Annotated in this window: 28 protein-coding genes, 1 tRNA gene and 1 CRISPR repeat array; of the genes, 14 read left to right on the forward strand and 15 right to left on the reverse strand. The window is 64.7% G+C overall.

Going from position 1 to position 26,055, the window contains the following annotated elements; genetic code table 11:
• Nucleotides 1-34 precede the first annotated feature (34 nt).
• Nucleotides 35-880, forward strand: coding sequence for a DUF937 domain-containing protein (locus EXZ48_RS23555; protein ID WP_130518718.1), 846 nt, complete (start codon nucleotides 35-37; stop codon nucleotides 878-880).
• Nucleotides 881-934: 54 nt separating this feature from the next.
• On the opposite strand, the gene EXZ48_RS23560 is transcribed toward EXZ48_RS23555, so the two are convergent.
• Together EXZ48_RS23560 and EXZ48_RS23565 are read right to left on the reverse strand one after the other, a co-directional pair.
• A complete protein-coding gene (locus EXZ48_RS23560) occupies nucleotides 935-1,420 on the reverse strand; it encodes a GNAT family N-acetyltransferase (RefSeq protein ID WP_050745829.1) in 486 nt (161 codons plus the stop codon).
• A 176-nt stretch (nucleotides 1,421-1,596) separates the two neighbouring features.
• The gene (locus EXZ48_RS23565) at nucleotides 1,597-1,893 is read right to left on the reverse strand and encodes a DUF1127 domain-containing protein (protein WP_023512630.1); all 297 of its coding nucleotides are present in this window, start codon (nucleotides 1,891-1,893) and stop codon (nucleotides 1,597-1,599) included.
• Nucleotides 1,894-2,169: 276 nt separating this feature from the next.
• Here EXZ48_RS23565 and EXZ48_RS23570 point away from each other — a divergent pair, with 276 nt between their 5' ends.
• Together EXZ48_RS23570 and EXZ48_RS23575 are read left to right on the forward strand one after the other, a co-directional pair.
• Nucleotides 2,170-3,123 (forward strand): LysR substrate-binding domain-containing protein, encoded by a 954-nt coding sequence (locus EXZ48_RS23570; protein ID WP_023516870.1) that lies wholly within the window; start codon nucleotides 2,170-2,172, stop codon nucleotides 3,121-3,123.
• On the forward strand, nucleotides 3,120-3,692 hold the full coding sequence (locus EXZ48_RS23575) for a GNAT family N-acetyltransferase (RefSeq protein WP_207900475.1): 573 nt from the start codon (nucleotides 3,120-3,122) through the stop codon (nucleotides 3,690-3,692). The genes EXZ48_RS23570 and EXZ48_RS23575 overlap by 4 nt, the downstream gene beginning before the upstream one ends.
• 80 nt (nucleotides 3,693-3,772) lie before the next feature.
• On the opposite strand, the gene EXZ48_RS23580 is transcribed toward EXZ48_RS23575, so the two are convergent.
• The 5 genes from EXZ48_RS23580 to guaB form a co-directional block, all read right to left on the reverse strand.
• Nucleotides 3,773-4,129: a hypothetical protein gene (locus EXZ48_RS23580; RefSeq protein ID WP_023516872.1), complete on the reverse strand. Its 357-nt coding sequence runs from the start codon at nucleotides 4,127-4,129 to the stop codon at nucleotides 3,773-3,775.
• Nucleotides 4,130-4,318: 189 nt separating this feature from the next.
• Nucleotides 4,319-5,194 carry a dienelactone hydrolase family protein gene (locus tag EXZ48_RS23585; RefSeq protein WP_130518720.1) on the reverse strand — a complete coding sequence of 292 codons (876 nt, stop codon included), beginning with the start codon at nucleotides 5,192-5,194 and terminating at the stop codon, nucleotides 4,319-4,321.
• Nucleotides 5,195-5,307: 113 nt separating this feature from the next.
• Nucleotides 5,308-5,727: an MAPEG family protein gene (locus EXZ48_RS23590; protein ID WP_023517118.1), complete on the reverse strand. Its 420-nt coding sequence runs from the start codon at nucleotides 5,725-5,727 to the stop codon at nucleotides 5,308-5,310.
• Nucleotides 5,728-5,824: 97 nt separating this feature from the next.
• Nucleotides 5,825-6,184, reverse strand: coding sequence for a hypothetical protein (locus EXZ48_RS23595; protein ID WP_023517117.1), 360 nt, complete (start codon nucleotides 6,182-6,184; stop codon nucleotides 5,825-5,827).
• 146 nt (nucleotides 6,185-6,330) lie between these two features.
• A complete protein-coding gene (gene guaB, locus EXZ48_RS23600) occupies nucleotides 6,331-7,827 on the reverse strand; it encodes an IMP dehydrogenase (RefSeq protein WP_023517116.1) in 1,497 nt (498 codons plus the stop codon).
• Between the two features lie 280 nt (nucleotides 7,828-8,107).
• Here guaB and EXZ48_RS23605 point away from each other — a divergent pair, with 280 nt between their 5' ends.
• Nucleotides 8,108-8,416: an ATPase inhibitor subunit zeta gene (locus EXZ48_RS23605; protein WP_130518722.1), complete on the forward strand. Its 309-nt coding sequence runs from the start codon at nucleotides 8,108-8,110 to the stop codon at nucleotides 8,414-8,416.
• A 70-nt stretch (nucleotides 8,417-8,486) separates the two neighbouring features.
• Here EXZ48_RS23605 and EXZ48_RS23610 read toward each other — a convergent pair whose 3' ends face one another.
• Nucleotides 8,487-9,482, reverse strand: coding sequence for an MBL fold metallo-hydrolase (locus EXZ48_RS23610; RefSeq protein ID WP_023515291.1), 996 nt, complete (start codon nucleotides 9,480-9,482; stop codon nucleotides 8,487-8,489).
• A 310-nt stretch (nucleotides 9,483-9,792) separates the two neighbouring features.
• On the opposite strand from EXZ48_RS23610, the gene EXZ48_RS23615 reads away from it, so the two are divergent.
• A complete protein-coding gene (locus tag EXZ48_RS23615) occupies nucleotides 9,793-11,202 on the forward strand; it encodes a DHA2 family efflux MFS transporter permease subunit (protein WP_130518724.1) in 1,410 nt (469 codons plus the stop codon).
• A gap of 200 nt (nucleotides 11,203-11,402) precedes the next feature.
• A CRISPR array of direct repeats spans nucleotides 11,403-11,768; the repeat unit is 32 nt; unit sequence GTCGCCTCCCTCGCGGAGGCGTGGATTGAAAC.
• A 50-nt stretch (nucleotides 11,769-11,818) separates the two neighbouring features.
• Here the strand turns inward: EXZ48_RS23615 and EXZ48_RS23620 are convergent.
• From EXZ48_RS23620 to EXZ48_RS23630, 3 genes are read right to left on the reverse strand one after another with little or no spacing between them, the layout of a single operon-like run.
• Complete coding sequence (locus tag EXZ48_RS23620) at nucleotides 11,819-12,202, reverse strand: VOC family protein (protein ID WP_130518726.1); 384 nt, start codon at nucleotides 12,200-12,202, stop codon at nucleotides 11,819-11,821.
• On the reverse strand, nucleotides 12,202-12,918 hold the full coding sequence (locus tag EXZ48_RS23625; protein ID WP_130518728.1) for an RlmE family RNA methyltransferase: 717 nt from the start codon (nucleotides 12,916-12,918) through the stop codon (nucleotides 12,202-12,204). The genes EXZ48_RS23620 and EXZ48_RS23625 overlap by 1 nt, the downstream gene beginning before the upstream one ends.
• A complete protein-coding gene (locus EXZ48_RS23630; protein ID WP_130518730.1) occupies nucleotides 12,915-14,453 on the reverse strand; it encodes a Ppx/GppA phosphatase family protein in 1,539 nt (512 codons plus the stop codon). Before EXZ48_RS23630 ends, EXZ48_RS23625 begins: the two co-directional genes overlap by 4 nt.
• A gap of 237 nt (nucleotides 14,454-14,690) precedes the next feature.
• Between EXZ48_RS23630 and EXZ48_RS23635 the strand changes: the two genes are divergently transcribed.
• Nucleotides 14,691-14,764, forward strand: a tRNA-Gln gene (locus EXZ48_RS23635).
• Nucleotides 14,765-14,869: 105 nt separating this feature from the next.
• Nucleotides 14,870-15,058, forward strand: coding sequence for a YegP family protein (locus EXZ48_RS23640; protein ID WP_024270606.1), 189 nt, complete (start codon nucleotides 14,870-14,872; stop codon nucleotides 15,056-15,058).
• Between the two features lie 668 nt (nucleotides 15,059-15,726).
• Here the strand turns inward: EXZ48_RS23640 and EXZ48_RS23645 are convergent.
• Nucleotides 15,727-15,873: a DUF1127 domain-containing protein gene (locus tag EXZ48_RS23645; RefSeq protein ID WP_024270607.1), complete on the reverse strand. Its 147-nt coding sequence runs from the start codon at nucleotides 15,871-15,873 to the stop codon at nucleotides 15,727-15,729.
• 399 nt (nucleotides 15,874-16,272) lie between these two features.
• Here EXZ48_RS23645 and EXZ48_RS23650 point away from each other — a divergent pair, with 399 nt between their 5' ends.
• Nucleotides 16,273-16,842: a helix-turn-helix domain-containing protein gene (locus tag EXZ48_RS23650; RefSeq protein ID WP_130518732.1), complete on the forward strand. Its 570-nt coding sequence runs from the start codon at nucleotides 16,273-16,275 to the stop codon at nucleotides 16,840-16,842.
• A 3-nt stretch (nucleotides 16,843-16,845) separates the two neighbouring features.
• Here EXZ48_RS23650 and chrA read toward each other — a convergent pair whose 3' ends face one another.
• On the reverse strand, nucleotides 16,846-18,246 hold the full coding sequence (chrA, locus tag EXZ48_RS23655) for a chromate efflux transporter (RefSeq protein WP_130518734.1): 1,401 nt from the start codon (nucleotides 18,244-18,246) through the stop codon (nucleotides 16,846-16,848).
• A 151-nt stretch (nucleotides 18,247-18,397) separates the two neighbouring features.
• On the opposite strand from chrA, the gene EXZ48_RS23660 reads away from it, so the two are divergent.
• The 3 genes from EXZ48_RS23660 to EXZ48_RS23670 are packed head-to-tail and all read left to right on the forward strand — an operon-like array spanning nucleotide 18,398 to nucleotide 19,625.
• Nucleotides 18,398-18,721 (forward strand): helix-turn-helix transcriptional regulator, encoded by a 324-nt coding sequence (locus EXZ48_RS23660; RefSeq protein ID WP_130518777.1) that lies wholly within the window; start codon nucleotides 18,398-18,400, stop codon nucleotides 18,719-18,721.
• A gap of 14 nt (nucleotides 18,722-18,735) precedes the next feature.
• Entirely contained in the window at nucleotides 18,736-19,209 is a 474-nt protein-coding gene (locus EXZ48_RS23665; RefSeq protein ID WP_130518735.1) for an SRPBCC domain-containing protein, read from the forward strand.
• Nucleotides 19,206-19,625 (forward strand): GFA family protein, encoded by a 420-nt coding sequence (locus EXZ48_RS23670; RefSeq protein WP_130518737.1) that lies wholly within the window; start codon nucleotides 19,206-19,208, stop codon nucleotides 19,623-19,625. The genes EXZ48_RS23665 and EXZ48_RS23670 overlap by 4 nt, the downstream gene beginning before the upstream one ends.
• A 2-nt stretch (nucleotides 19,626-19,627) precedes the next feature.
• Here EXZ48_RS23670 and EXZ48_RS23675 read toward each other — a convergent pair whose 3' ends face one another.
• Nucleotides 19,628-20,092, reverse strand: a complete 465-nt coding sequence (locus EXZ48_RS23675) for an SRPBCC domain-containing protein (protein ID WP_130518739.1) — start codon at nucleotides 20,090-20,092, stop codon at nucleotides 19,628-19,630.
• A 106-nt stretch (nucleotides 20,093-20,198) separates the two neighbouring features.
• Here EXZ48_RS23675 and EXZ48_RS23680 point away from each other — a divergent pair, with 106 nt between their 5' ends.
• The 3 genes from EXZ48_RS23680 to EXZ48_RS23690 all read left to right on the forward strand — a co-directional run bounded on the left by EXZ48_RS23680 (nucleotide 20,199) and on the right by EXZ48_RS23690 (nucleotide 24,650).
• Nucleotides 20,199-21,203 (forward strand): GlxA family transcriptional regulator, encoded by a 1,005-nt coding sequence (locus EXZ48_RS23680; protein WP_023513963.1) that lies wholly within the window; start codon nucleotides 20,199-20,201, stop codon nucleotides 21,201-21,203.
• 96 nt (nucleotides 21,204-21,299) lie between these two features.
• On the forward strand, nucleotides 21,300-21,902 hold the full coding sequence (locus EXZ48_RS23685; RefSeq protein WP_130518742.1) for a glutathione S-transferase N-terminal domain-containing protein: 603 nt from the start codon (nucleotides 21,300-21,302) through the stop codon (nucleotides 21,900-21,902).
• A gap of 186 nt (nucleotides 21,903-22,088) precedes the next feature.
• Nucleotides 22,089-24,650, forward strand: a complete 2,562-nt coding sequence (locus EXZ48_RS23690) for an FAD-dependent oxidoreductase (RefSeq protein ID WP_130518744.1) — start codon at nucleotides 22,089-22,091, stop codon at nucleotides 24,648-24,650.
• 116 nt (nucleotides 24,651-24,766) lie between these two features.
• Here the strand turns inward: EXZ48_RS23690 and EXZ48_RS23695 are convergent, their stop codons facing one another.
• Complete coding sequence (locus EXZ48_RS23695; protein WP_130518746.1) at nucleotides 24,767-25,966, reverse strand: amidohydrolase family protein; 1,200 nt, start codon at nucleotides 25,964-25,966, stop codon at nucleotides 24,767-24,769.
• Nucleotides 25,967-26,055 lie beyond the last annotated feature (89 nt).

Consider the following 26,055-nt stretch of genomic DNA (forward strand, 5'->3'; position numbering starts at 1 on the left):
CAGGCACATGCCTGCCAACGGGAAGGGGTTCGTTATGCTTTCGCTCTACGACATGATGATGCAGGCGCAGAACGGCAATGCCGTCGAGACCATGGCGCGGCAATACGGGCTCGCGCAGGAACAGGCGGCCAAGGCCATCGCCGCGCTGATGCCGGCCTTTTCCGAGGGCTTCAAGCGCAACGCCGCCAATCCCTATGACCTCGCCGCTTTCATGACCGCGCTGACCTCCGGCAACCACGCGAAATATTTCGAGGACATCAGCAGGGCCTTCACGCCGCAGGGGCTTGCGGAAGGCAACGGCATTCTCGGCCATCTCTTCGGCAACAAGGACGTTTCCCGCGCCATCGCCGCGCAGGCGGCGCAGATGACCGGCATCGGCCAGGACATCTACAAGCAGATGCTGCCCGTCATGGCGAGCACGCTGATGGGCGGCCTCTTCAAGCAATCCTTCGCCCCCTTCTTCCCCGGCGCACAGAGCGGCACCGCCGCGGCCAATCCCTTTGCCGACATGATGCAGCAATGGGCGGAGGCGACCGGCATGGCCAAGAAGCCGCAGCCGTCAAACCCCTTTACCGACAATCCGTTCACGCAGGCCGCCCAGGAATTCTTCGGCACGAAGAAGGAGGCAGCGGCCAACCCCTTTGCCGACAATCCCTTCGCCAAGGCCTTCCAGGACATGATGGCGGGCATGGCCGGCCAGCCGGCAGAAGGCGCGAAGCCGAGCGCGCCGGCAGGCTCCCCTGCCGATTCGCTGACGACCTTCGTCAACACGATGTTCGATACCGGCCTGGAAATGCAGAAGGACTATCAGCGCAACGTGGAATCGATCTTCGAGACCATCCGCAACGGCATGGAGACGGACGGCGGGAAGAAGGCCTGAGCATCGAGGGACGGTCACGCACGCCTCTCCGGGCGTCAAGCGCCAGCAGATCGGCTATTCGACGAGGCCAAGCGGTTTTTCCATCAGGACCGTGGTGAGACCGCTCTGCCATTCCTCGTCCGGATAGTGCGCCGTTTCGACATAGCCCAGCGCCCTGTAGAAACCCCGGGCCTGCTCGTTGAACGTATCCGTTTCAAGCCGCACCCGCGGGAAACCTTTTTCGGCGATGTCCCCCTCCGCCCGGGCGAGCAGACGACGCCCAACGCCCCGGCGCTGGAAATCGGAATGCACATGCAGGGCATCGATGAAGTCGTCCACGCAATGGACAAGGCCGGCAACACGCCCATCGGCCTCGGCCACGAGCATATCAGCACCGCTGTGCGCGACGAAACCGCCGCCGATATCGGTCTCGATGTAGCGGCGAGCGGCAGCCTCCGTGATCTCCGGCCGCCAGGTGCGCTCGAACGTATCGCGCAGTATCGCCTTCATGGCAGGGAAGTCTTGCGGGTGCGCCGGACGGATCAAAATCGCGTCGATCATCGCGCTACCCCTTTTGTTTCCGGGCAATTCCGGGTGAAATCGACTTTCGGAAAATCTTTGAAAAAGCCCGACGCGGACCTTGGGAGTCGCACGCCGGGCAAGCAGCAGGGTTATTGGCTCTCACCCTGCGGGGAAGTCAGTTGCCGACCCGGGAGATAGGTCGGCACGATCGGAAATCAATCCATACGGCCGCTGCGCAGGTGACGGCGGGCGCGCTCACGCGCCACGATCGTCAGATGCAGGCCCGCGTCGGTAAAGAAGGACGCGGAGCGTACATCCTGCACGTCGCTGCGGCACAGCCCCATATCGTAGAGCTGATGATCGTCGAGCTCGTTCAACCGATTGATCACGCGGCGATTCTGCCAGGCGCGGACAAATTTGTTGGCGACACCGCGAACGCGGGCAAAGAGGCTCGGCGCCGGACGGCGCGTTGCGAGAATATCGATTTCCAGTCTGCGGTCGATCATGCGCATGGCATTTCTCCTTTCCGGCCCGGCGATCCATCGTCCTTCGATGGGGTTTCGCGCGGCACCCGTGATCGTTCGTCGCCCGCAGGGATCGGGCGGCGGTTCAAAAGTCGGTTTTCAAGAAGAGCCGTCGCCGGGAGGTCGAGGGAGGCGGCAGATCCTGTCGAACGATGGCCTGGCGGAGAGGTCACTCGTTCGACACTTGCTTTTTCGCAGAAAGCCATTGATCAGTCCAACGAATGTTTCTAATAGTATCAATCAAACAATCTTATGGATATCGTTATGTCCGCTCCGCTAGACATAGACCAGCTCCAGACTTTCGTCGCGATCGCCGATACCGGCAGCTTCACCCGGGCCGCCGAGCGGGTTTTCAAGACCCAGTCGGCCGTTTCGATGCAGATGCGGCGCCTTGAGGAGCGCATCGGCAAACAGCTCTTCATGAAGGACGGCCGCGGCAATCGGTTGACCGCGGAGGGCGAGCGCCTGCTCAACTATGCGCGCCGGATGCTGCGCCTCAACAACGAGGCCATCGCCGCCTTCGACGACAACCGCCTCGAGGGCCTGCTGCGCATCGGCACGCCGGACGATTATGCCGACCGCTACATGCCCGAGATCATCATGCGGTTCGCCAAGACGCACCCGAATGTCGAGCTCTTCATCGTCTGCGAGCCTTCGGTGGACCTCGCGGAAAAGATGGCCAAGGGCGAGCTCGACATCGCGCTCGTCACCCACAATCCGCGCCAGCGCCAGTCCGATGTCGTGCGGACGGAGCCGCTCTGCTGGGTCATGTCGGCCAACCATCCGCTGCCGGAAAACGCGCCGGTGCCGCTCGCCGTCGGTCGGCGCGACTGTCAGTGGCGGCAGATCGCCTGTGCGGCGCTCGATTCGGTCGGGCGCGACTACCAGGTGCTGTTCACCAGCTGGTCCTCGACCGTCGTCGCAGCAGCCGTGATGGCGGGCATGGCGGTTTCGGTCCTGCCGGAATCGGCGCTGCGCCCCGGCATGAAGGTGTTGACGCAGGCGGACGGCTTTCCGCCGCTCGCGCCGGTGCAGATCGGCATCATGCGGCGACCGGGTCTCTCGCCCTCGCTTTCCAATGCCATCACCAGCCATATCACCGCCTGCCTCGACAACATCACACCGTTGACAGCCGCCGACGACCTGCCTGAGGCGGAGGTGAAGCTCTTCCCGCGTGTGTCGCGCCTGAGGCCCGGCAACATCCTGCCCGGATGGTGACGCAGCTTCCCCTCGACGGCATTCCCGCAGGCAAGGCCGGGCCGTCGATGGTTACAATCCGCCCTGCCCGCGAAGACGAGGTCGAGGCGCTGCGCCAGATCGAGCGCTCGGCCGCACAGGCCTTCCGCCTGATCGAGGCCTTCTCGTGGCTCGCCGTTGGCGACGTGCAGAGCGCGGAGCGGCACTGCTACCTCATCGAAAAGGGAACGAACTGGGTGGCGGCAACCGGGGACGACCAGCCGGTCGGCTTCCTGAGCGCCGAGATTGCCGAGCGGGAACTGCACATCTGCGAGATTTCCGTCGATCACCTGCACCAGGGCTTCGGCATCGGCCGCAAGCTGATCCGGCACGCGATCGACGCGGCCGCGGCGCACCGCCTCGACGCGGTGACCCTGACGACCTTTCGTACCATCCCCTGGAACTGCCCCTACTACCAGCGGCTCGGCTTCGGCACGCTGGACGAGGCCGCGCTGTCGCCGCGTCTCAAGGCGGTGCTCGACCTTGAGGCCGAACACGGGCTGCAGCGCGACACGCGCTGCGCCATGCGCCTCGACCTGCCGGCGGCGTAGAGCGCTTCGAAGACAGGCAGCGCTGTCCATGACCCCGGCATGTCTCCATGCCGGGGCCGTCGATCTATCCAAACGTCCGATCAGTCGTAGGTGGCCTGCTTGCCGTCGAAATAGATCGTGTTCGCCTCACAGATGTTGATCGAGGTCTCCTCGCCCTTGATGCTGGAGCCGTCCTCGGCCTCCCAGCTCACATAGAACTCGATGTCGCACGGACCGTCGTAGTTGAACTCCATATTGGCCGTCTCGCCGCCATCGAGCTTGAAGTTCATCCAGTTGGCGCTCCAGTCACCGTTTTCGCCGGTGTAGAAGCCGTCGATGATGTAGCCGGAATCGTTCTTGATATCGAACTTCATGCCGGCTGCGAGGGTCATGGGCGCAGAAATGAGCAGGGCTGCCGCAGCAAGGGCGGCAACCGACTTGGTCGCGATGAATTTCACGGAAAATATCCTGTTTGACTGATGATGATGTCGCACGCTCGCGCCCCGCAATGTTTTGCTGGGTTCGCAGGTTTGCGATGTTGCTGTTGCCCCTATCGAAAGCGGGGCCGCGCCCTGATGGAACCCGGCCCCGTTTGCTTATACGGAACAGTCACTTATTTTATTCTGGCACAATTTTCCGAAGGCCGCTCAGGCGAGGTTCTTTTTCAGGAAATCCACGGTGCGCTGCCAGGCGAGGTCAGCCGCGGCCTTGTCGTAGCGTGCAGCCGACGTGTCGTTGTTGAAGGCATGGTTGACGCCGTCATACATGTGGATCTCGAAGGTCTTGCCGTTTGCCTCCAGCGCCTTGCGATAGGTGTCGATGCCGGCATTGATGCGCTCGTCGAGGCCGGCATAGTGCAGCATCAGCGCAGCCTTGATGCCAGGCACGTCCTCGGCCGCGGCCTGCGCCCCATAATAGGCGACACCCGCCTTCAGGTCCGGCGACCTGGCGGCGAAGCGATTGACGAGGCCGCCGCCCCAGCAAAAGCCGACGGCGCCGACCTTGCCGTTCGCCCCGTCGAGCTTTGCCAGGAACTGCAGGCTTGCCTCCGCATTGGCCACCGTCGCCGCCGGATCGAGCTTGCCGATCATTTCGCGAGCCTGATCCTCATTGTCCGGCGTACCGCCGGACGGCGAGAGGAAATCGGGGGCGAGCGCGATGAAGCCATCCAGCGCCATCCGGCGGGCGACATCGCGGGTGTGCGGGTTGAGGCCGCGGTTCTCGTGGATGACGATCACGCTACCGAGCGGCGCCGTCGCCTCCCTCGGCCGCACGAGATAGCCCTTCATCTCGCCCGAGCTGCCGCCATAGACGACATCCTTGGCGGCAAGGCGCTGGTCATCCGACGCGATGATCTCGGCGCTCGCCGAATTGGCGGCGAGCAGCGGGGCGATGGCGGCAGCCGCCGCACCCGACCCGGCGAGCGCCGTCAGGCGCTCCATGAAACGGCGGCGATCGAGCGTCAGATGGGTGTATTCATCATAGGCGTTGATCATCGCCTGCGTGATCTGCGGCTTGTCCATGGCGGATCCTCCGGCTGGTTCTCCGCAGGATAAGATAGGCCGCGCGCGAAAAGCTGCCGAACACAACTGCGTTACCGCAAGGGTCAGCCGACGCTATGCCGGCTGGTCGCGGATCAGGTGAAGGCAAGCCATATGCCGAGCCAGAGCCAGAGGAGGCCGAGCACCGCAAAGCCGGCAATGAAGAGCGGCCGGCGATAGCGCAGGCGGTTGCTGGTGACATGCACATAGGCATGAGCATAACGAAGCGCCACGAACAGCCAGCCACCGGCGACGGTCACCGGATTGTCCGCATCGACGAGATAGAGAAGGATGCTGACGGCATAGAACAGCACCGGCAACTCGAACTGGTTGGCGATGGCGTTCTTGACGACGAGGCTTTCGGTGGGCTCCTCGCGGTTTTCGCGGAACTGTTCCGGCCGGGCCTGCCCTTGCCTGACGGCCCGCATGCGGCGCATCGACAGCAGAAGGTAGAGAGAGAAGACGAGCGCGACATGCGCGATCATCGGCCAGATCGTGGCTTCCGTGGGAGACATGGTTATCCTTCGGCTTGTCGGTTTGAACCGGTTTAGGGGTTTCCGGTGAAAGCCTCAACCGGAAAGGACCATTGCGACAAGCCGAAGGAGGAAGCGATTATTGCGGCGTCAGATTTTCGGTGCCCGAACCGTCCTTGCCGCTGATCGTCCAGGCGCCTTCCAGCGATCCGTCGCCCTTGACCTGATAGACGATGAGGCCGACCGCATCGCCAAGCACGTAGCCGGCGGCGAAGGCATCGCCATAGAGCATGCAGATGCCGTTCGACGTGGTCGAACCGGTATGCCACTCGATCGAGCAGGTCGTCTCGCTCGTCAGCTCGATCGTCGCCGTGCCGCCATAGGTCGAGCCGTCGAGATTCGTGCCTTCGACATTGTAGGTGCCGGCATTGACCGTCTGCGCATGCGCAGGCACGACCAGACCCAGGCCCAGAAGGGCGCCAGCCAGTATCTTCTTCATGTTGTCCCCCAGTGAAACCGGCGAGATTGCCGGTGGCCGATCCTAGCGCATACGTGGAAAAACAAAACAGGATTCGCGCAGGCCCCGGAGACGAAAATGCCCGGCAAAGCCGGGCATTGGAAGGCATATCAGCAATCGGCGATCGATCAGACCGCGCCCGGATAATTCGGGCTTTCGCGGGTGATCGTCACGTCATGGGCATGGCTTTCGCGAAGGCCCGCGCCGGAGATGCGCACGAAGGTCGCCTTCTCCTGGTAATCCTTGAGGTCCTTGCCGCCGACATAGCCCATGGACGCCTTGAGGCCGCCGGCGAGCTGGTGCAGCACGCCCGAAACCGGGCCCTTGTAGGGCACCTGGCCCTCGATGCCTTCGGGCACCAGCTTCAGCGTGTCGCGCACTTCCGCCTGGAAGTAGCGGTCAGCGGAGCCGCGAGCCATGGCGCCCACCGAGCCCATGCCGCGATAGGCCTTGAAGGAGCGGCCCTGGTATAGGAACACCTCGCCCGGGCTTTCATCCGTGCCGGCGAGCAGCGAGCCGACCATGACGGCCGAGGCGCCGGCGGCGATCGCCTTGGCAAGGTCGCCGGAGAACTTGATGCCGCCGTCGGCGATGACCGGGATACCCTGAGCCTGCGCCGCCTCGACCGAGGCCATGATGGCGGCAAGCTGCGGCACGCCGACGCCGGCGACGATGCGGGTGGTGCAGATCGAGCCCGGGCCGATACCGACCTTGACGGCATCGGCACCCGCATCGATCAGCGCCTTGGTGCCGTCGGACGTGGCGACGTTGCCGGCCATGATGCGCACGGAGTTCGACAGCTTTTTCACGCGGGCGACGGCGTCCAGCACGCGCTGCGAATGGCCGTGCGCCGTATCGACGACGATGAGGTCGACGCCCGCCTCGATCAGGCGCTCGGCACGCTCGAAGCCGTCATCGCCGACGGAGATGGCGGCGGCGGCGCGCAGGCGCCCCTGCACATCCTTCGACGCATTCGGGTTGAGCTGCGACTTCTCGATGTCCTTCACCGTGATGAGGCCGACGCAACGGCCGTCGCCATCGACCACCAGCAGCTTCTCGATGCGGTGCGTGTGAAGCAGGCGCTTGGCTTCCTGCTGATCGACACTTTCCTTCACCGTGATCAGGTTCTCACGGGTCATCAGTTCATAGATTTTCTGGCTCTGGTCGGAGGCGAAGCGCACGTCGCGGTTCGTCAGGATGCCGACGAGGCGGCCGGCCTTGCCATTGCCGCCATTCTCGACGACCGGGATGCCGGAAATGCCATGCGCCTTCATCAGCGACAGCGCGTCGGCAAGCGTCGCATCCGGGCCGATCGTCACGGGATTGACGACCATGCCGCTCTCGAATTTCTTCACCTGGCGGACTTCCTCGGCCTGTTCGGCGGGCGTCAGGTTGCGGTGGATGACGCCGAGGCCACCGGCCTGCGCCATGGCGATGGCGAGACGGCTCTCCGTCACCGTGTCCATGGCGGAGGAGAGGATCGGCAGGTTGAGTTCGAAATCGTGCGCGATGCGGGTGGCGATGTTCGTCTGGCCCGGCATGACCTCGGAGTGACCAGGTTGCAGGAGGACGTCGTCGAAGGTCAGGGCTTCGAGACCGGTTGCCGTTTCAATGATGCGCGCCATGGGCCAAGTTCCTTTTAGGATAAAGCTTACGCACCAAGGGGAACATTGGGAGTTGTCCGCCTCGGTCGCTTGCAAGAAATTCTTGGAAGTTGGCGAGGGCTGGTAACACGTTCATGACGGCTTGGGAATAGCAAAAGCGGCGGCTTCCCCGCATTGCGCGATTGACGAATTCTTAGCCGTGTCTGCTGCCGGTCTTTTAAATCTTCGTGTGTATAACCGTTTTCGTGGCCAGGACAGAAAGGGCCATACACAAAGCAACAATAGAAGAACGGGGAAATCGATGTCTGCACTGAAGAAAAGAGCACGTGCGCTCGAAGACGAATTCGCCTACCAGCAGGAATTCATGTTCAAGGCCAACGCGCGCCGCAATGCGCTGCTCGGCCTGTGGGCTGCCAATACCATGCACCGCCCCGACGGCGAGGCCTATGCCCGCGAACTCGCCATGGCCGATGTCGGCGCTGCGGACGGTGCCTTCAACCGTGTCCGCGCCGACCTTCGCTCGGCGGGCGTCAACTGTCCCGACGACGAGCTGCGCGACCGCATGGTCATGATGCTGAAGGATGTCGCCCGGGACATGCGCGGCTACTGACAAATCCTTTCGACGAAACGGCCCGCCCTTGACGAGGCGGGCCGTTTCGATTCCGGGGGACGGAAGGCGTTCAGACGTCGAACTGGTAGCTCACCGGCACAAAGCGGTAGCCCTCGCCCGCCTTCTCCACGAAGCCGGCCGCCGGGAACGGCATGTGGTAGCCGACGAAGGCCAGCCTGTCGGTGGCGATCATGTCGAAGACCTTCTTGCGCGTCGCGGCGGCCTGAGCCTTGTCCATGTCGAAGCGCACTTCCCAGTCGGGCCGCTGGAGCGAGAGCACGAAGTGGTTGGCGGTGTCCGCCGTCAGAATCAGCGCCCTGCCCTCCGATTCGACGCGGAAGATCATGTGCCCCGGCGAATGGCCGAAGGCGTTGAGCCCGCGAATGCCGGGCACGACCTCGCCCTCGTCCTCGATGAAGGTGAGCTTTTCCGCCAGCGGCTGCACCTTGGCGAGCACGTTCTGGTGGCTCTGTTCGGCGGGCGTTCCCATGCGCTCCGGATTGACCCAGAAATCATATTCCGTGCGGCCCGTGACGTAGCGCGCATTCGCAAAGGCCGGCTTGCCGCCCTCCATCAGGCCGCCGATATGGTCGCCATGCATATGGGTGATGACGACGACGGAGATCTGATCCGGCGTGTAGCCCGCATAGTTCAACCCTTCCAGAAGACGGCCCATACCCGCCTCGCGTCCGCCCTCGCCCATGCCGGTATCGAAGAGCACGACCTCCGAGCCGGTATCGACCAGCGTCGGCGTGAAGCTGTTGACGAAACGGTCGGCCGGAAGGAAATTTTCGGCCAGCAGGGCGCCGACGGCCTCGGCGGGCTGGTTGGTGCCGAACGTCTCGTTCGGCGCGCCGGAGGGGCGCATGCCGTCGCGCACCGTCAGCACGCGGAAACTGCCGAGCTTCAGGCTGCGGGTCTCAAGGGGGCTCACGCGCATATCGGTGGCGTCGCTTTCCGATTGGGCAAGGGCGGTGGCGCGGTTCAGCACCAGGGGCGCGGCCAATGTGCCGAGGCCCGCGGCGAGAAACAAGGACCGGCGCGAGATTGTCGAATGGTCTCCCATGGATCTTCCTCTTTGGTGAAGGACTGCCTTGCCGGTCGAGCGTCCGGCTCGGCATGAAGATGACATGCGTCCATCTAGGGCGCTGTCACGATCCGGGCACGCGGTTTCACGGGCTTGTGATGCGCAGGCGCGAGACGCGTCCCCGCACCCACGGCCTTTTACCGCCGTTTTCCACGTCCCTTGCCAGCAACACCGCTGCGCCTCCTTGCCCGCAATGCGGCCCGGGAAGGCCCTTACGATTTGACAGATCGCAACGCGGGGCGCAGAAGTCTGGCGGGCCTGCACGAGGGCCTTGCACCCTGATTTGCCGATGAACCGTATCGTCCCGCTCATCCTTGCCGTCGCGCTCTTCATGGAGCAGATGGACTCCACCGTCATCTCCACCTCGCTGCCGGCCATCGCGGCCGATCTCGGCGTGGGGCCGATCACGCTGAAACTGGCGCTCACCTCCTACATGGTGTCGCTCGCGACCTTCATTCCGCTCAGCGGGTGGATGGCCGACCGCTTCGGCGCCAAACGCGTCTTCCGCCTCGCCATCCTCGTCTTCGTCATCGGCTCCATCCTCTGTGCGGTTTCCGGCAGCCTTCTTGCCTTCGTCGTCGCACGCTTCCTGCAGGGCATGGGCGGAGCGATGATGACGCCTGTCGCACGCCTCGTCCTGGTGCGCAGCACCTCGCGCGCCGAGCTCGTCTCGGCCATGGCGCTGCTGACGATCCCCGCGCTTGTCGGCCCGCTCGCCGGTCCGCCGCTGGGCGGCTTCATCACCACCTACTTCTCCTGGCACTGGATTTTCCTGATCAACGTGCCGGTCGGCATTGCCGGTTATGTGCTGTCCGGCCTCTACCTCCCGGATATCCGCGCCGCCGCGCCGCCGCCGCTCGACTGGCGTGGCTTCTTCCTGAGCGCGGTGGCCGCGTCCGGCACGATGTTCGGCCTCTCGGTCGTCAGCCTGCCTGCCCTGCCACCCGTCATCGGCATCGCCGCAACGGCCATCGGCCTTCTCTGCGGCGTGCTTTATGTGCGCCACGCCCGCCGGCACCCGGCGCCGCTGCTCGATCTCAGGCTTTTCCGCGACAGCGCCTTCCGTGCAGCAGCCATCGGCGGCACGCTGTTTCGCATCTCCGTCGGCGCAGTGCCCTTCCTGATGCCGCTGATGCTGCAGGTCGGCTTCGGCCTCTCGCCCTTCCAGTCGGGCCTCGTCACCTTCACGGGTGCGATCGGCGCCATCACCACCAAGTTCCTCGCCAAGCGCGTGCTGACCTTCGCCGGCTTCCGCACGACGCTGATCGTCGCCAGCATCTGCGGGGCGATTCTCACCTTCGTGAACGGCCTTTTCACGCCCGCGACACCCTTCTGGTTCATGGCCGGCGTGCTCTTGATCGCGGGCTTCGCGCGCTCCTTCTTCTTCACCAGCGCCAACGCGCTGTCCTTCGCCGATATCCCCGACGCGGATGCCAGCAAGGCGACCTCGATGAGCGCCGTGCTTCAGCAGATCAGCCTGGCACTGGGGGTCGCCGTTGCCGGCGCGATCCTCGAAATCGAGACCGCGCTGACAGGCTCCCCGCTGGAACTGCGCGATTTCCAGATCGCCTTCATGATCATCTCCGCCCTGACCCTCGCCGCCGTCCTGCCCTTCATCACCATGGCCAAGAATGCCGGCGCCACCGTCTCGGGCCATCGTCTGCCGGGGCCGGACGAGGAAGCGGCAACGGCGAAGTAACCCGCCCCCACCCGCAAACCGGCGCGAACCTCAAGCGTGCCGCAAATCCCCGGCAGGTTCGCACCTGCCCTATCTTCTTGACGTTTTTGGTTCCGCTGCTTCAGCCGCTCTCACCCCGACGCAAAAAGGCGCGCCGCACCCGCCCATCCGCACCAGCCCCCATCTTTTGTCCGTGCGAACAATGCACTAAACCTACCCCCGTCGCCTCCCTCGCGGAGGCGTGGATTGAAACAAGCCGCATACGACGTCCAGAAGACAACGATCATGTCGCCTCCCTCGCGGAGGCGTGGATTGAAACGTCCTGGACGCTGCCGCGCATCGTCCAGCGCGACCAGGTCGCCTCCCTCGCGGAGGCGTGGATTGAAACGCGACCGTGAAGGCATAGGCATGCTCTTCCGGCGGTCGCCTCCCTCGCGGAGGCGTGGATTGAAACCGCCCTGGTCGCGCGACGGATGAGTTCGGCAACCGTCGCCTCCCTCGCGGAGGCGTGGATTGAAACGGGTCGGTGGTCAGGAACCCGAATAGTTCGTGCTCGTCGCCTCCCTCGCGGAGGCGTGGGAAAACGGCGGGTTGCTGGAATATATCGAGTGGTCGGAGACTTCCGGCCCGGCGCGGGCTATTCGGCCTGCTCGCAGACGGCAGCGAGTTTGTTGCCGTCGGGGTCGCGGATGAAGGCGGCGTAGAAGGTGGCGTGGAACGGGCGCAGACCGGGAGCGCCTTCATCGCTGCCGCCGGCAGCAAGGGCCGCGGCGTGGAAGGCATCGACGGCCGCGCGGGTCGGGGCGACGAGCGCGATGGTCACGCCGTTGCCGAAGGTGGCGGGTTCGCGGTTGAACGGCTCGACCACCCAGAAGCGGCAGCGCACGTCGCCCTCCGCCGCATAGCCGATCTCACCCGGCGCCTGCTTCTGCCTGGCATAGCCGAGCAGCGGCAGGACCGAGTCATAGAAGCGGCCGGCATGGTCCAGATCGTTCGTGCCGACGGTGGTGTAGAGCAGCATCAGGCGTCCGCATCCTCTTCAGCCGCCTCATCCTTCGCCTTGCGCCCCTTGAAGCCCTTGGCGAGCAGGAACATTTCCACCGATTCGGCACGCGAGGCGCCGGGCTTCACATGGATGACCTGCTTGAAATTCTGCTTGAGCATGTTGAGCAGCTCGCGCTCGGTGCCGCCCTGGAAGGTCTTTGCCAGGAAGTGGCCGCCTTCCGCCAGCACCTCCACGGCGAAATGCGCGGCAACCTCGCACAGATGCATGGTGCGCAGGTGGTCCGTCTGGCGATGGCCCGTCGTCGGCGCGGCCATGTCCGAGACGACGAGGTTCGGCGTGCCGCCGACCGCCGCGATCAGCTTTTCCGGCGCATCGGGCTCGAGAAAGTCCATCTGGAGGATGCTGACGCCCGGCAAGGGGTCCATTTCCAGGAAGTCGATGGCCGCGACGCGCGGATCGGCATCGGTCGAGCCGGTCACCTTGGCGGCGATCTGCGACCAGCTGCCGGGCGCCGCACCAAGGTCGATGATGCGCTTCGCGCCGGCGAGGATATTGTGCTTCTCGTCGATCTCCAGCAGCTTGAAGGCCGCCCGGGCGCGATAGCCCTCCAGCTTGGCGCGCTGCACATAGGGATCGTTGATATGGCGCTCAAGCCAGCGGCGCGAGGAGGCCTTGAGCTTGCCCTTCTTGACCTTCTGGCCGAGCTTACGGCCGATGGGGGGCTTGGTCATGACGCCTGTCCTTCGGGCTTTGCCGGGTTGCGGGGGCCGCCGCGCTGGTTGCGGCGGTGGCGGCCGCGGCGCCAGACGCCGTCATCGGCCATCATGTCGGTGAGCAGGCCTTCGCGCAGGCCCCGGTCGGCAACGCGCATGCGGCGCGATGGCCAGCGCTTGCGGATCGCCTCCAGGATGGCGCAGCCGGCGAGCACGAGATCCGCCCTGTCCGGCCCGATGCAGGGATTGGCCGCGCGGGCGGAAAAATCCCAGGAGAGAAGGCGCGCCTGCATGGCCGTCACCTCGTCGTCCGAAAGCCAGACGCCGTCCACCCGGCGCCGGTCGTAGCGCGGCAGGTCGAGATGCACGCCCGCCAGCGTCGTCACCGTGCCGGATGTGCCGATGAGGTGGAAATCCTCCGGCGCCACGCGCACGACATCGCCAGGGCAATCGAAGCCCGCCAGCATGGTCTCGACCTCCGACACCATGCCCGCAAAGCTCTCCGGCGTCACGTCGCGCCCGCCGTGGCGTTCGGACAGCGTGACGACGCCGACCGGCAGCGAGGTCCAGTGCGTGATGTGGTTGGCAAGCCGGCTGGAGCGATTGTCGCCGATGCGGATGACCGCGATTTCCGAGGAGCCGCCGCCGATATCGAAGAGCACGACGGATTTCGCCTCGCGCCCGACCAGCGAGGAGCAGCCGGACACGGCAAGCCGCGCTTCGGTCTCGCGGTTGATGATCTCGAGGTCGAGCCCCGTCTCCTGCCGAACCCGCTCCAGGAACGCCTCGCCGTTGACCGCCGCGCGGCAGGCCTCTGTGGCGATCAGCCGGGCGCGGCGGATGCTGCGGTTCTTCAGCTTGGCCGCGCAGACTTTCAGGGCCTCGACGGAGCGGTCCATCGCCTCGTCGGACAGCCGGCCGCTCGCCGCAAGCCCTTCGCCGAGGCGCACGATGCGCGAAAAGGCATCGACAACCCGGAACTGGCCGGGGCGCGTCGGCTGGGCGATGAGAAGACGGCAATTGTTGGTGCCAAGGTCGAGCGCGGCATAGAGCGGCGCGTCATAGCCTTCGCGCTCGGCCGGGCGCGGGGCGGATTGCGTCTCCAGAGCATGGGGGGTGGACCGCGCCTCCAGGGCCTGTTCGGCCGCGGGATGCAGGACCGTCGCCTCGGCGGCGACGGGCACGGTGCGCGCGCCGGCCTTCTTGCCGCGATGCTTGCGACGGTTCCTGCGGCCTTCCGCCTGACGCGGGTCCTCGCGGGAGGCTTCCCGCTGGCCGACGGGGGCAAGCGGGCGCACGTTCTCGCCGCCAGCACCCTTGCCGCGCCGACGACGCTTGTTCCTGCGCGCGGTATCGCCACCTTCGGTGGCCTTGGGGCGCTCAGCCGATCCGGACGAACCGGCCGCCTGGCCTGCGGACAGGGAAACGGCAGAGGGACCTGTAGCGCCCTTCTGCTTGCCCTTGCGTCGGCGCGACCGCTTCGGTCGCCCCGCATCGCCCGCATCTCGCGCCCCGGAAACGGGCGGCTTCAAGCCGCTGTCGGGGTCGTTCACGTTACTGCCTATGGCACCGCGCAAAGCTTTAAAGCTGCAAGCAGGCGCTCTCTCGATCTTCGTTGCCGCGACATTACCAGCGCCCGGCCCGTTCGCCAAATTCTTTTTATGACGAAACCGCGATGCACGGGCCTCGGACACGCCGGATGCATTTTCCCGAAAAAACCATTTGCATCTCGCCGCCGTTTGTTTATAAGCCCGCCTCACAGGCACCGGCCAAGCCGGTTTCGCCCCTGCTGGGGAATAGTTCAACGGTAGAACGACGGACTCTGACTCCGTTAATCTTGGTTCGAATCCAGGTTCCCCAGCCAAACTCCTTTAAAAACAAGTGACCGACTTCACCTCATCCCTTGCCAGCGGTTTTCTCGGCTGGCACGTTGCTTGTGTCTGATTCCCATCTGCGTGGAGGAAAACCCATGGCGCACAAGTTCGAGATCTACAAGGACAAGGCTGGCGAGTTTCGTGTTCGCTTCAAGTACAACAGCGAAGTGATGTTCTCCACGGAAGGCTATTCCAGCAAGGCCAGCGCGCAGAACGCCATCGATTCGATCAAGAAGAACGGTCCTGGCGCGCCTGTCGAAGACAACACGACGCCGCAGGCCTGATCGATCCACATTCGCCAAAAAGGCCCGCCGGTTTTCGCCGGCGGGCCTTTTTGCGTTTCAGCGCCGGAGGATTGCCGGAGAAACTGCGCGGTGACGCCCCGGCGGCGGTAGCCTACGGGCCTTAACGTCTCGCCATGAAAGCCCGGGCTCCTTGCGAGTTGCAGGCTTCCCTGCTGGGCTGGAGACAGATGGCGCGCATCACCGAACCGGGAAGGCACTCTGGCAGCACTATCGGCAGGCGACCTGAAACCCGCGATGCGCCGATGCCGCGCATAGCCGGTCGCGATTGCTGTTTTCGGAAGAAGGAAGCCAAGGTCCATAAATGGAAAAGCCTGCCGCGGGAGGAGGTGCGGCAGGCTTTCCGATAGAACCGAATGGCGACTGGGAGGAGGAGTGCCGCCATTCCCGCAGTCGGCCCTGGGAGGAGGAGTGGGCCTTCTGCAATCATCGAAGCTTCGTGGGAGGAGGTACGTTGCTTCGATAAATATGACTATAGCCGATTCCTGATTATTTGATAGGCATCGTTTTGCAGGGCAGCTATGCGCTATGCGCGGAGCGTATGCCTCAATACCATCGAACTGCCCCGCCGCACCGCCACTTCTTCGCACATGCAAAAACACCCGCCGGAGGCGGGTGTCTTCGAATTCTGCCAGATGGCGGCGGGTCGGTCAGAAGCCGACGGCAGCGCGCGCGACGGCCTTGATTTCCGAACGCTCGATGCCGAGATCGCGCAGTTCGCGGGTGGTCATGCGGTCGAGTTCGTTGACGGTCTGACGGTACTTGCGCCAATTGCTGAAGGAACGTGCCATGTTCATGATGATCCCCTTTCCGGAGGCTCTCTGTTCGGCACCGGTCCGTGGCGCCGCGTCTTTCGATGGCCGTCTTATAGGCTTATGCTGCAATGCAGAACAGCGCCAAGCGAGCACGTCACCCATGCATATGGTGCATGGGTATGGTCATCTTCTGTTAAGGTTCCATTTCACGCATAATTCGGATTCGGAGGCTGTTTTCGGCAAAAAGTACGACTTTTTAGCCGACGCCGTGGGAGAATCGCGCGAAAGTACGCCTCTTTCTCTTTGCAGCGTCCGGAATGCCGCCCTTCGCCGTCCCTAGCGTTTTGCCGATATCCACGGCAAAAGCCCTTCGCACTTTCGCCGGACTTGCTCTAAGAAGGCGTCCTGCGGCCGCGCCGCCCTTCTCGATGACGGAACGACATGAGCGACATTCTGCAGGGTCAAGAACGCGGCGACGTGCTCGCCCATGTCTCCGGCAACCTGCGTCGCCTTCGCCAGGCGACCGGGCTCAGCCAGGCCGCGCTGGCGCAGGCCTCCGGCATCAGCCGGCGCATGATCGTGGCGGTCGAGGGAGGCGATGCCAATATCAGCCTGTCGAGCCTCGACAAGCTGGCCGCCGCCATGGGCGTGCGCTTCGTCGATCTCGTGCGCGATCCGGCCCGCGCGCCTTCAGCGGAAATCAACGAGGTGACCTGGCGGGGAACCGATGCGGGCAGCACGGCCGTGCTGCTCGGCACGGCACCGGCAACGGCGGAGGCGCAGATGTGGTTCTGGTCGCTCGGCCCCGGCGAGCGCTACGCCGCCGAGCCGGACCCGACCGGTTGGCACGAAATGCTGTTCGTGACCGAAGGCACGCTGCGGCTCGAGCTTTCGGGCGTCGCCAGAGATTTTGCGGCGGGCAGCTTCACCGTCTACGCCACCGACCAGGCCTATGCCTATGCCAATCCCGGCACCGTGGCCGTGCGTTTCGTGCGCAACGTGGTCTCCTGATCCTCAGCCCGTTGCCAGTATCCAGGCCATGCCGGCAAGCGCGGACAGCGCCAGCGTCAACAGCACCGAGGCCTTGAGGCGGAACAGCGCATAGGCCGCCGCCGCGGCGAGCAAGGCCGATGGCAGGACGAGTGTCGATGGAACGGGCACTTCCAGACGCAGCGGGCCTGCGGCAAGAACCGTCACCTTCCCGAACAGCGTGTGCAGGGCGAACCAGACCGCCAGGTTGAGGATGACCCCGACGACGGCGGCAGTGATTGCCGACAGGGCGCCTGAAAGCGCCGCATTGCCGCGCAGTTTCTCGATGAAGGGCGCCCCGAGGAAGATCCAGAGGAAGCAGGGCACGAAGGTGACCCAGGTGGTGAGGATCGCCGCAAGTGTTGCCGCCACGAGCGGATCGAGGCCGCCGGGATCGCGGTAGGCGGCAAGGAAGCCGACGAACTGCAGCACCATGATCAACGGCCCCGGCGTCGTCTCGGCCATGCCGAGCCCGTCGAGCATTTCGCCGGGCCGCAGCCAGCCATAGTGCTGCACGGCCTCCTGCGCGACATAGGCGAGCGCCGCATAGGCGCCGCCGAAGGTGACGACCGCCATCTTGCTGAAGAAGGCGCCGACCTGCGTGAAGACGTCGTTGCCGCCGGCGAAAAACCAGATCGTTGCAACAGGCCCGAGCCACAAACAGAGCAGCGCCGCGGAGATCTTCAGCGACCAGACGAGATGCGGACGGGCATGGGCGGGTGTCGCCTCGCCGAGCAGCGACTCCTCGTCCTTCAGGGCATTTGCGCCCGCCCCCGCATGGCCGCCCGCCGTGCGGAAAAGACGGGAGCCGGATCTGGAACCGAGGTAACCGACGATCGCCGCAACGACGATGATGAGCGGAAACGGCACCTTGAAGGCGAAAATGGCGACGAAGGCGGCGGCGGCAAGAAGGATCATCGCCGGATTGACGAGCGCGCGGCTGCCGATGCGGAACACGGCCTGCACGACGACGGCGAGCACCGCCGCCTTGAGACCGAAAAACAGGCCCTCGACCACGCCGGCATCGCCGAAGAGCACATAGACATAGCTCAGCGCGAGGATCGACAGGAAGCCGGGCAGGATGAAGAGAAGGCCGGCAAGAAGGCCGCCCGCCGTGCGGTGCATCAGCCAGCCGATATAGACGGCGAGTTGCTGGGCCTCGGGTCCGGGCAGGAGCATGCAATAGTTCAGGGCGTGGAGGAAGCGCTTCTCGCCGATCCAGCGTTTCTCGTCGACGACGATGCGGTGCATCACGGCGATCTGCCCGGCGGGGCCGCCGAAGCTGAGCGCCGCCACGCGCGCCCAGACGCGGAGCGCCTCGCCGAAGGAGACGCCGTGCCCTTCGGCAGTGGCCGGATCGGGCAGTGTCGCCGCGCCGTCGTTCATCGGATGTCCTTTCCCCGTGTCGCTGCGATCGATTGCAGCGTCCCCCTGCCCTGTCAAGGCGGCGGAGGACTTGACGGGCGTGGGTATCGGCATTATTAAACTCATCAGTTAATTAACCTAATGGATAAATGATGTGAGCGACCCGCTGAGCATGACGTTTGCCGCCCTTGCGGACCCGACTCGCCGGGCGATCCTCGCACGGCTTTCCGAAGGGGATGCGACAGTGAACGAAATCGCCGCCCCGTTCGAGATGAGCCTGCCTGCGGTCTCGAAACACCTGAAGGTACTGGAAACGGCAGGGCTCATCACCCGCAGCCGCACCGCCCAGTGGCGCCCCTGCCACCTGGAGGCGGGGCCGCTGAAAGAGGCCAACGGGTGGATCGGCCACTACCGGCGCTTCTGGGACGAGAGCTTCGACCGGCTCGACGACTACATCAGGCAATTGCAGGCCGGCGAGCCGGACAAGAAAAGCTGAGGAGGACGACCATCATGCAACAGACCGCTGGAGCCGCCGAGCCTATTGGCCTTGCCATCGAACGCCTGATCGACGCGCCCGTCGCCCTCGTCTTCAAGCTCTGGACGGCGCCGGAGCACCTTGCCCGCTGGCTGGGGCCGAAGGATTTCACCGCCCATGCGGTGCGCATGGACGTCCGCCCGGGCGGCGCCTGGTCGGCGGTGATCCGCTCGCCCGATGGCGAAGATTATCCGATGGGCGGCGTCTACCGGGAGATCGCGGAAAACCGCCGCCTCGTCTTCACCTTCCGCTGGACCGCGGAGGACGAGCCGGAAACCCTGGTGACCGTGACCTTCGAGGATGTTGCCGGCAAAACCCGGTTGACCTTCACCCAGACGCCGTTCGAGACGGTCCAGTCTCGCGACAGCCATGCCGAAGGCTGGGGCGAATGCCTCGACCGGCTGGTCGCCTATGCCCTGCAACAGCACCCCGGAGGAGAAGAGCGATGAAGAAGACCTATCACGGCAGCTGCCATTGCGGCGCCGTCCGCTACGAATGCGTGCTCGATCTCGACGAGGGCCTGAGGCGCTGCAACTGCTCCTTCTGCCGGCGCACGCGCATGCTGAAGACATTCTCGAAGCGCGAGGACTTCAAGCTGCTGTCCGGCGAGGACCAACTCCTCACCTACCGCGCCGCCGATTCGAACTGGCCGGAAGGCGATATCGACCACTACTTCTGCAGGAATTGCGGCGTCCGCTCGTTCTCGCGCGGCTACCATGAAACCTTCATGGGGCATTTCTACTGCGTCAATGCCGGCACGCTGGACGACGTGTCGGAAGAAGACCTCAGCGCCGCGCCCGTCATCTACGAGAACGGCATGGTGGACGACTACGAAAATCCGCCGCCGCACCACGCCCATCTCTGATCTCACGCCGCGCGGGCCTGTTGCTGGAGGTAGCGGTCCATCGCTCCCAGCATGGCCTGCCAGCCGGCCTGATGGTCCTCCGCCCTGTCGCGACCATCGAAATAGATGCCCTGTTCGACAAGCCGCATGCGCGTGCCGTCGGGAACCGGCTCGAAGGTCACGACGACCGTGCCGGAAAAGGTGAGCGTGCCGTCCTCCCGCAGCAGGGTGGCATAGACGATGCGCGCCTCCGGGAGGATCTGCAGGTAGCGATTCTCGTTGAGATAGACCGGCCCGCCCCTGGGGCCGAAGCGGCAGAGATCGCTTTCGCCGGCCGCAAAGCCGAAACGCTCGAAGCGCATCTGCCAGTCGGGTCCGGGATCGCCCCAGGCTTCCTGCGCCGCCTGTTGCGACCAAGCCGAAAAGACCGACGCTGCCGGCGCAGCGAAGGTTCTGGTGATATCGACGGTGCCGAGTTCGATGGACATGGCCTTTTCCTTCCTGTTGGTGGAACGAGAAGAGCATGCGCGCACCCGGCTACGACCAGTAGAGACGTTCTCGACACTTTCGGGGCAGATGTGCCAATCTTGCGCCATGCCGACACGCCCGAAGCCGACCACTCCCCTCACCGTCGCCATCCTCGCCCTGCCGGAAAGCGGCACCATGGCGCCCTATGGGCTGCACGAGATCCTCGGCGAGGCCGGTCGCGGCCCGAAGGCGCAGCGCCCTCTCAAGCCGGTGCTCGTCGCCGCGCAGAGCGGCCCCCAGGAGACGGGCAGTGGCCTCAGCGTGACCCCGCAGCAGGGGCTTTCCGGCCATCTTGCCGATATCGTCGTCGTCTGCGACATCCATCTCGACCCGGGCCTTTCGCCGGCTGGGCGCTGGCCGCGGGAAATCGCCTGGGTGCGCCGGCATATCGAGGCGCAGGCGCTGGTCTGCTCGGCCTGCAGCGGCGCGGTGCTTTTGGCCGAGGCCGGGCTGCTCGACGGCACGGAAGCCGCCTCGCACTGGATCATGGCGGATCTTTTCCGCGACCATTATCCGAAGGTCGCCTTCCGGCCGGAGCGCATTCTCTGCGACAGCGGCAGCGACGGGCGGCTGATCACCACCGGCGGCGCCACGTCCTGGCAGGATCTGGCGCTCTACCTCATCGGCCGCTTCTGCGGGGCGGAGGAAGCGACGCGCATCGCCCGGCTCTTCCTCATCGGCGACCGGGGTCACGGGCAGCTCCCCTTCGCTTCCATGGCCCGACCCCGCCAGCACGGCAATGCCGCGATCGCCGACGTGCAGACCTGGCTTGCCGACAACTATGCCGCCCCCAACCCGGTGGCCGCCATGGTGGCGCGCTCCGGTTTGGCCGAGCGCACCTTCAAGCGCCAGTTCAAGGCCGCCACCGGCTATGCGCCCGTAGACTATGTGCAGGCCATGCGCATCGAGGAGGCCAAGCAGATGCTGGAGACCGGGCCGGACGCCATCGAGGACATTGCCGTCGCAGTCGGCTATGGCGATCCGACCTTTTTCCGAAAGCTCTTTCGCCGCCGCGTCGGCGTCACGCCGGCACAGTATCGCCAGCGCAACCGCCAGCGCGGTCTCGGCTGACAATGGCCGATTTGCCCCGAAACCAGCCCGTTTGCCTCTGACCTTCGGGCCCCGGCGCCGGCACACTCGTCTCATCGAAACACGAGGAGACGCAACATGGACTTCTACTACGCCCCCACCGCCTGCAGCCAGGCCGCCCATATCCTGCTTCATGAAGCCGGCCTTTCCTTCCGGTCGCACACGGTCGACATCTTCCAGCACAGGCTTGAGGACGGCAGCAGCTACGAGGCGGTCAATCCGAACGGCTATGTGCCGGCCCTTCGCCTCGATGAAGGCCTGCTCCTGACGGAAAACGTCGCGCTGCTCGACTGGATCGCCCTTGCCGGCGACGGCCTTGTGCCGGACGGGCCGCTCGGCCGCACACGCCACCTCCAGATGCTCGCCTTCCTCTCGACCGAGCTGCAAAAACCCTTCGTGCGGCTGTTCTTCACCGAGAACGAGGAGGAGAAGGCCTGGCTGACCGAAACGCTCGGCCGCCGCTTCGGCTGGATCGCCACGCGCATCGAGGGCGACTATCTCTTCGGCGCGCGCTTTTCCGCTTCGGATGCCTTCTTCTATGTGATGGCGCGCTGGGCCGCGATGTGCGGCATCGCCCTGCCGGAGAGCCTGCAGGCGCTGGCGGGCAGGATAGACGCGCGGCCGTCGGTGAGGGCCGTGCTGGTGAAGGAGGGCGTCGCTCCCCTCGGCGAGGCCGCCTGAATCCCTGAAGGAAAAGCGTTGCGCCCACCCGGTGATCCGCTAGGGTCTTGCCGCCGGCGTGAGGGGCCTGCAACAGGTCCGGTTCCGGCGACTGTCGGAACTGGTCGCTGGCGAGTCGCAGACAGGCTGCACTGGCAGGCGAGCAGGCCCTAAAATCGGCAGCAATATTTCATCGGGGTCCAGCACATGGCAGAGTTTCCGCAAAAGGCGAAGGTCGTCATCATCGGTTTGGGTGGTATCGTGGGCGCATCGATCGCCCACCATCTCATCGAGCGGGGATGGGACGACATCGTGGGCATCGACAAGTCGGGCATCCCGACCGACATTGGTTCGACGGCGCATGCCTCGGATTTCTGCTACACGACCAGCCACGACTATCTTTCGGTCTGGACCACCCAGTATTCGATCGATTTCTACGAGAAGATGGGCCACTACGCGCGCATCGGCGGCCTCGAGGTCGCGCGCACCGGCGACGACACCTGGATGGAAGAGATCAAGCGTAAGCTCTCCTCCGCCCGGGCCTTCGGCACCCGCGCGCATTATGTTTCACCGGCCGAAATCAAGGACATGTTCCCGCTGATCGAGCAGGATCAGGTGATGGGCGGTCTGTTCGATCCCGATGCCGGCCTCGTCGTCCCGCGCTCGCAGACGGTTGCCGGCAAGCTGGTCGATGCCGCCGAAAAATCCGGCAAGCTGCAGGTCTACGGCAACACGCCGGCCCAGTCGCTGATCGTCGAGGGCGGTCGCATCAAGGGCGTCGTCACCCATCGCGGCACGATCATGGCCGACCATGTCATCGTCTGCGCCGGCATCTGGGGCCGCCTGATCGCCGAAATGGTCGGCGAGGATCTGCCCGTCATGCCGGTCGACCATCCCCTCACCTTCTTCGGCCCGTACAACGAGTTCGAAGGCACCGGCAAGGAAATCGGCTATCCGCTTCTGCGCGACCAGGGCAACTCAGCCTATATGCGCGACACCGGCGATCCGAAGACCACCGAGGGCGGCCAGATCGAGTGGGGTTATTACGAGCAAACCAGTCCGCGCCTTTGCCACCCGCGCGACATTCTCGAAAAGCACGAGGCGCGCCTGTCGCCCTCGCAGCGCGACCTCGACATGGAGCAGATCCTCGAGCCCCTCGAAAAGGCCATGGAACTGACACCGATCCTCGGCGAACTCGGCTATAACGAAGGCCATTCCTTCAACGGCCTGTTGCAGGTCTCCGCCGCTGGCGGCCCGTCCTGCGGCGAAAGCCAGAAGGTGCGGGGCCTCTGGTACTGCGTCGCCATCTGGGTGAAGGACGGCCCCGGCTACGGCAAGCTGATCGCCGACTGGATGACGGACGGCCGCACCGAGATCGACCACAACTCGATCGATTACTCCCGCTTCTACCCGCACCAGCTCACCGAGGAGTTCATCGAAGGCCGCAGCTACGAGGCCGCGCAAAAGATCTACTTCCCGGCGGTGCACAACCGCGAACCCTACGCCTCCGGTCGCGGCGCCAAGCGCTCACCCTTCCATGAGCGCGAAAAAGAACTCGGCGGTTACTTCATGGAACTCGGCGGCTGGGAGCGTGCGCATGGCTACGCCGCCAACGAGCACCTCCTGGAAAAATACGGCAACCGCGTTCCCGTTCGCGAGAACGAGTGGGACAGCCGCCATTTCTGGCGCGTCTCGAATGCCGAGCATCTCGCGATGAGCGAGGATTGCGGCATCGTCAACCTCTCACATTTCCACATGGTCGATATCGAAGGCCCCGACCATGTCGAGCTGCTCGAATGGCTCTGCGCGGCCAAGATCGGCGGCGACGGCAACATCGGCAAGGGCATCTACACCCACTTCCTCGACGACGAGGGCATGGTGCGCGCCGACTTCACCGTCTTCCGCATGGCCGACCGCTGCCGCCTCGTCAACGGCGCCGACGCCGGCCCGCGCGACTTCCACTACATGAAGCGCGTCGCCGAGGATCGTGGCCTTGACGTCACCATCACGGACACGTCGGAAAAGTTCATCACCATCGGCATCTGGGGCCCGAACGCCCGCGAAAACCTGAAGAAGGTGGTGGCGGACCCGGCTGGCCTCGATATCGAGAATTTCCCGTTTGCCGCGATCAAGCAGATCGAGATTGCGGGCAAGTCCGTCACCGCCTTCCGTATCTCCTATGTCGGCGAGCAGGGCTGGGAACTGCACATGAAGTACGAGGACGGCCTCGCCGTCTGGGATGCCCTGCGCGCCGCCGGCGTCATGGCCTTCGGCGTCGAGACCTATGCCAATTCGCGCCGCATGGAAAAGAGCCTGCGTCTGCAGAACGCCGACCTTCTCACCCAGTACAACCTCATCGAGGCCGACCTTGCCCGCCCGAAGGTCAAGGAAGCGGATTTCCGCGGCAAGGCGAAGCATCTGGAATACAAGGCGCGCGACCACCAGCCCGCCATGCTCTGCACGCTCGTCATGACCGAGAACACCGACAGGAACGGCGTAAAACGCTACCCGCTCGGCAACCTGCCGGTCATCGACCCCGCGACCGGCGACGTCCTCATCGACGACCTCGGCCGCCGTTCCTACACGACGTCCATCGCCTTCGGCCCGACCATCGGCAAGAACATCGCGCTCGCCTACCTGCCGCACGCCTATTGCCAGGAAGGTCGCAAGCTCAACATCGAGTATTTTGCCGAGACCTACCCGGTCGAGGTGGTCGGCATCGGCTACAAGCCGCTGTACGACCCTGAAAACCTGAAGCCGCGCACGTAATCGGTTTTGGAGACGTCAAAAAGGAAAGGGCGTGCCGGCGAAAGCGGCGCGTCCTTTTTGCTTGGTCGGTTTGCCGACGTTCGCTCCGCCACCCGCCAGCGCGAAAACCTGCTGCTCTACCGCACCAACGCCCCATTCTCCGCGACAACCCGCCCGGCCTTGAACACCCGCCGTCCCTTCGGCACCGCCACGACGGCCTCCGGTACATGTTCGGCGGCGAGCGTCACGAAATCGGCCCTGGCGCCGATAGCGATGCCGTAGCCTTCGAGACCGAGGGCCTTCGCACCGGCTGATGTCACCACGTCGAAGGCGGCCGTCAGTTCCTCGTCCGTGTAGAAGCCGGAGCGGTAGCCGATCATCATGGCCCGGGCCAGCATGTCCCCGTCACCGTAGGGCCACCAGGAATCGCGGATATTGTCGTTACCGGCGAAGACGGTGACGCCTTCCGCGCGCAGCAGCGCGACCGGCGGGAAGACATGATCGCCGGGGGCGTTGGTCATGATCGACACGCCTGCGGCAGCGATTTTCGCCCCGATGCGGCGGGCGGTGTCGGCATCGAGGTCACCGAGGCCATAGGCATGACTGATCGCCACCTTGCCTTGCAAACCGAGCGCCACGGTGCGCGCGCAGATTTCCTCCACCGTGAAGGCGCCGAGCGAGCCGAAATCGTGCAGATGGATATCGACCCCGACGCCGCGCTTTTCCGCAACACCGAAGACGACATCGAGATGGCCGTCGATATCGCGGTCGAAACTTGCCGGATCGAGGCCCCCGACGAGGTCTGCGCCGAGCGCGACCGCCTCGTCCAGCAGGTCCGCCGTGCCAGGGCTTTTCAGGATGCCGCTCTGCGGGAAGGCGACGAGCTGGATGTCGATGACATCGCAGTACTCCTCGCGGATACCAAGGATCGTCTCCAGCGATTTCAGCCCGACCGAGCCATCCACCATGACATGGCTGCGCATCTGGAGGGAGCCGTTCGAAACGCAGAGTTCCAGCTGCTTGCGGGCACGCTCGCCCATCGGCGCGGCGCTTGCCATGTTCTCCGCCTGGAAAGCGACGCGCTCGTGGACGTCAAAACCGTTGGTGCAGGGTTTGTGCGGGATCCATTTGTCGCCGTAGAAGCTGGTATCGAGGTGGATGTGGCCCTCGACAAAGGCCGGCACCAGCAGCGCGCCGGCAATGTCCACCTGCAAGGCCGCGTCCGCAAGCGCGCCCGTTGGCGCGATGGCGACGATGCGGCCGCCGGCAACGCCGATATCGTTCAGCGAACCGTCCGCCAGTTTCGCACGGGTGAAAAGGGTCTCGATCTCGGCCATGGCCTCGCGTCTCCATCTGCATACGACCCGACCTGCCCCATTCCGGGCAGATCAAGTATTGTACGCAATAAGGCGCGAAAATCGTATGC

This window comes from Shinella sp. JR1-6 (assembly GCF_004284735.1).
Taxonomy (GTDB): Bacteria; Pseudomonadota; Alphaproteobacteria; order Rhizobiales; family Rhizobiaceae; genus Shinella.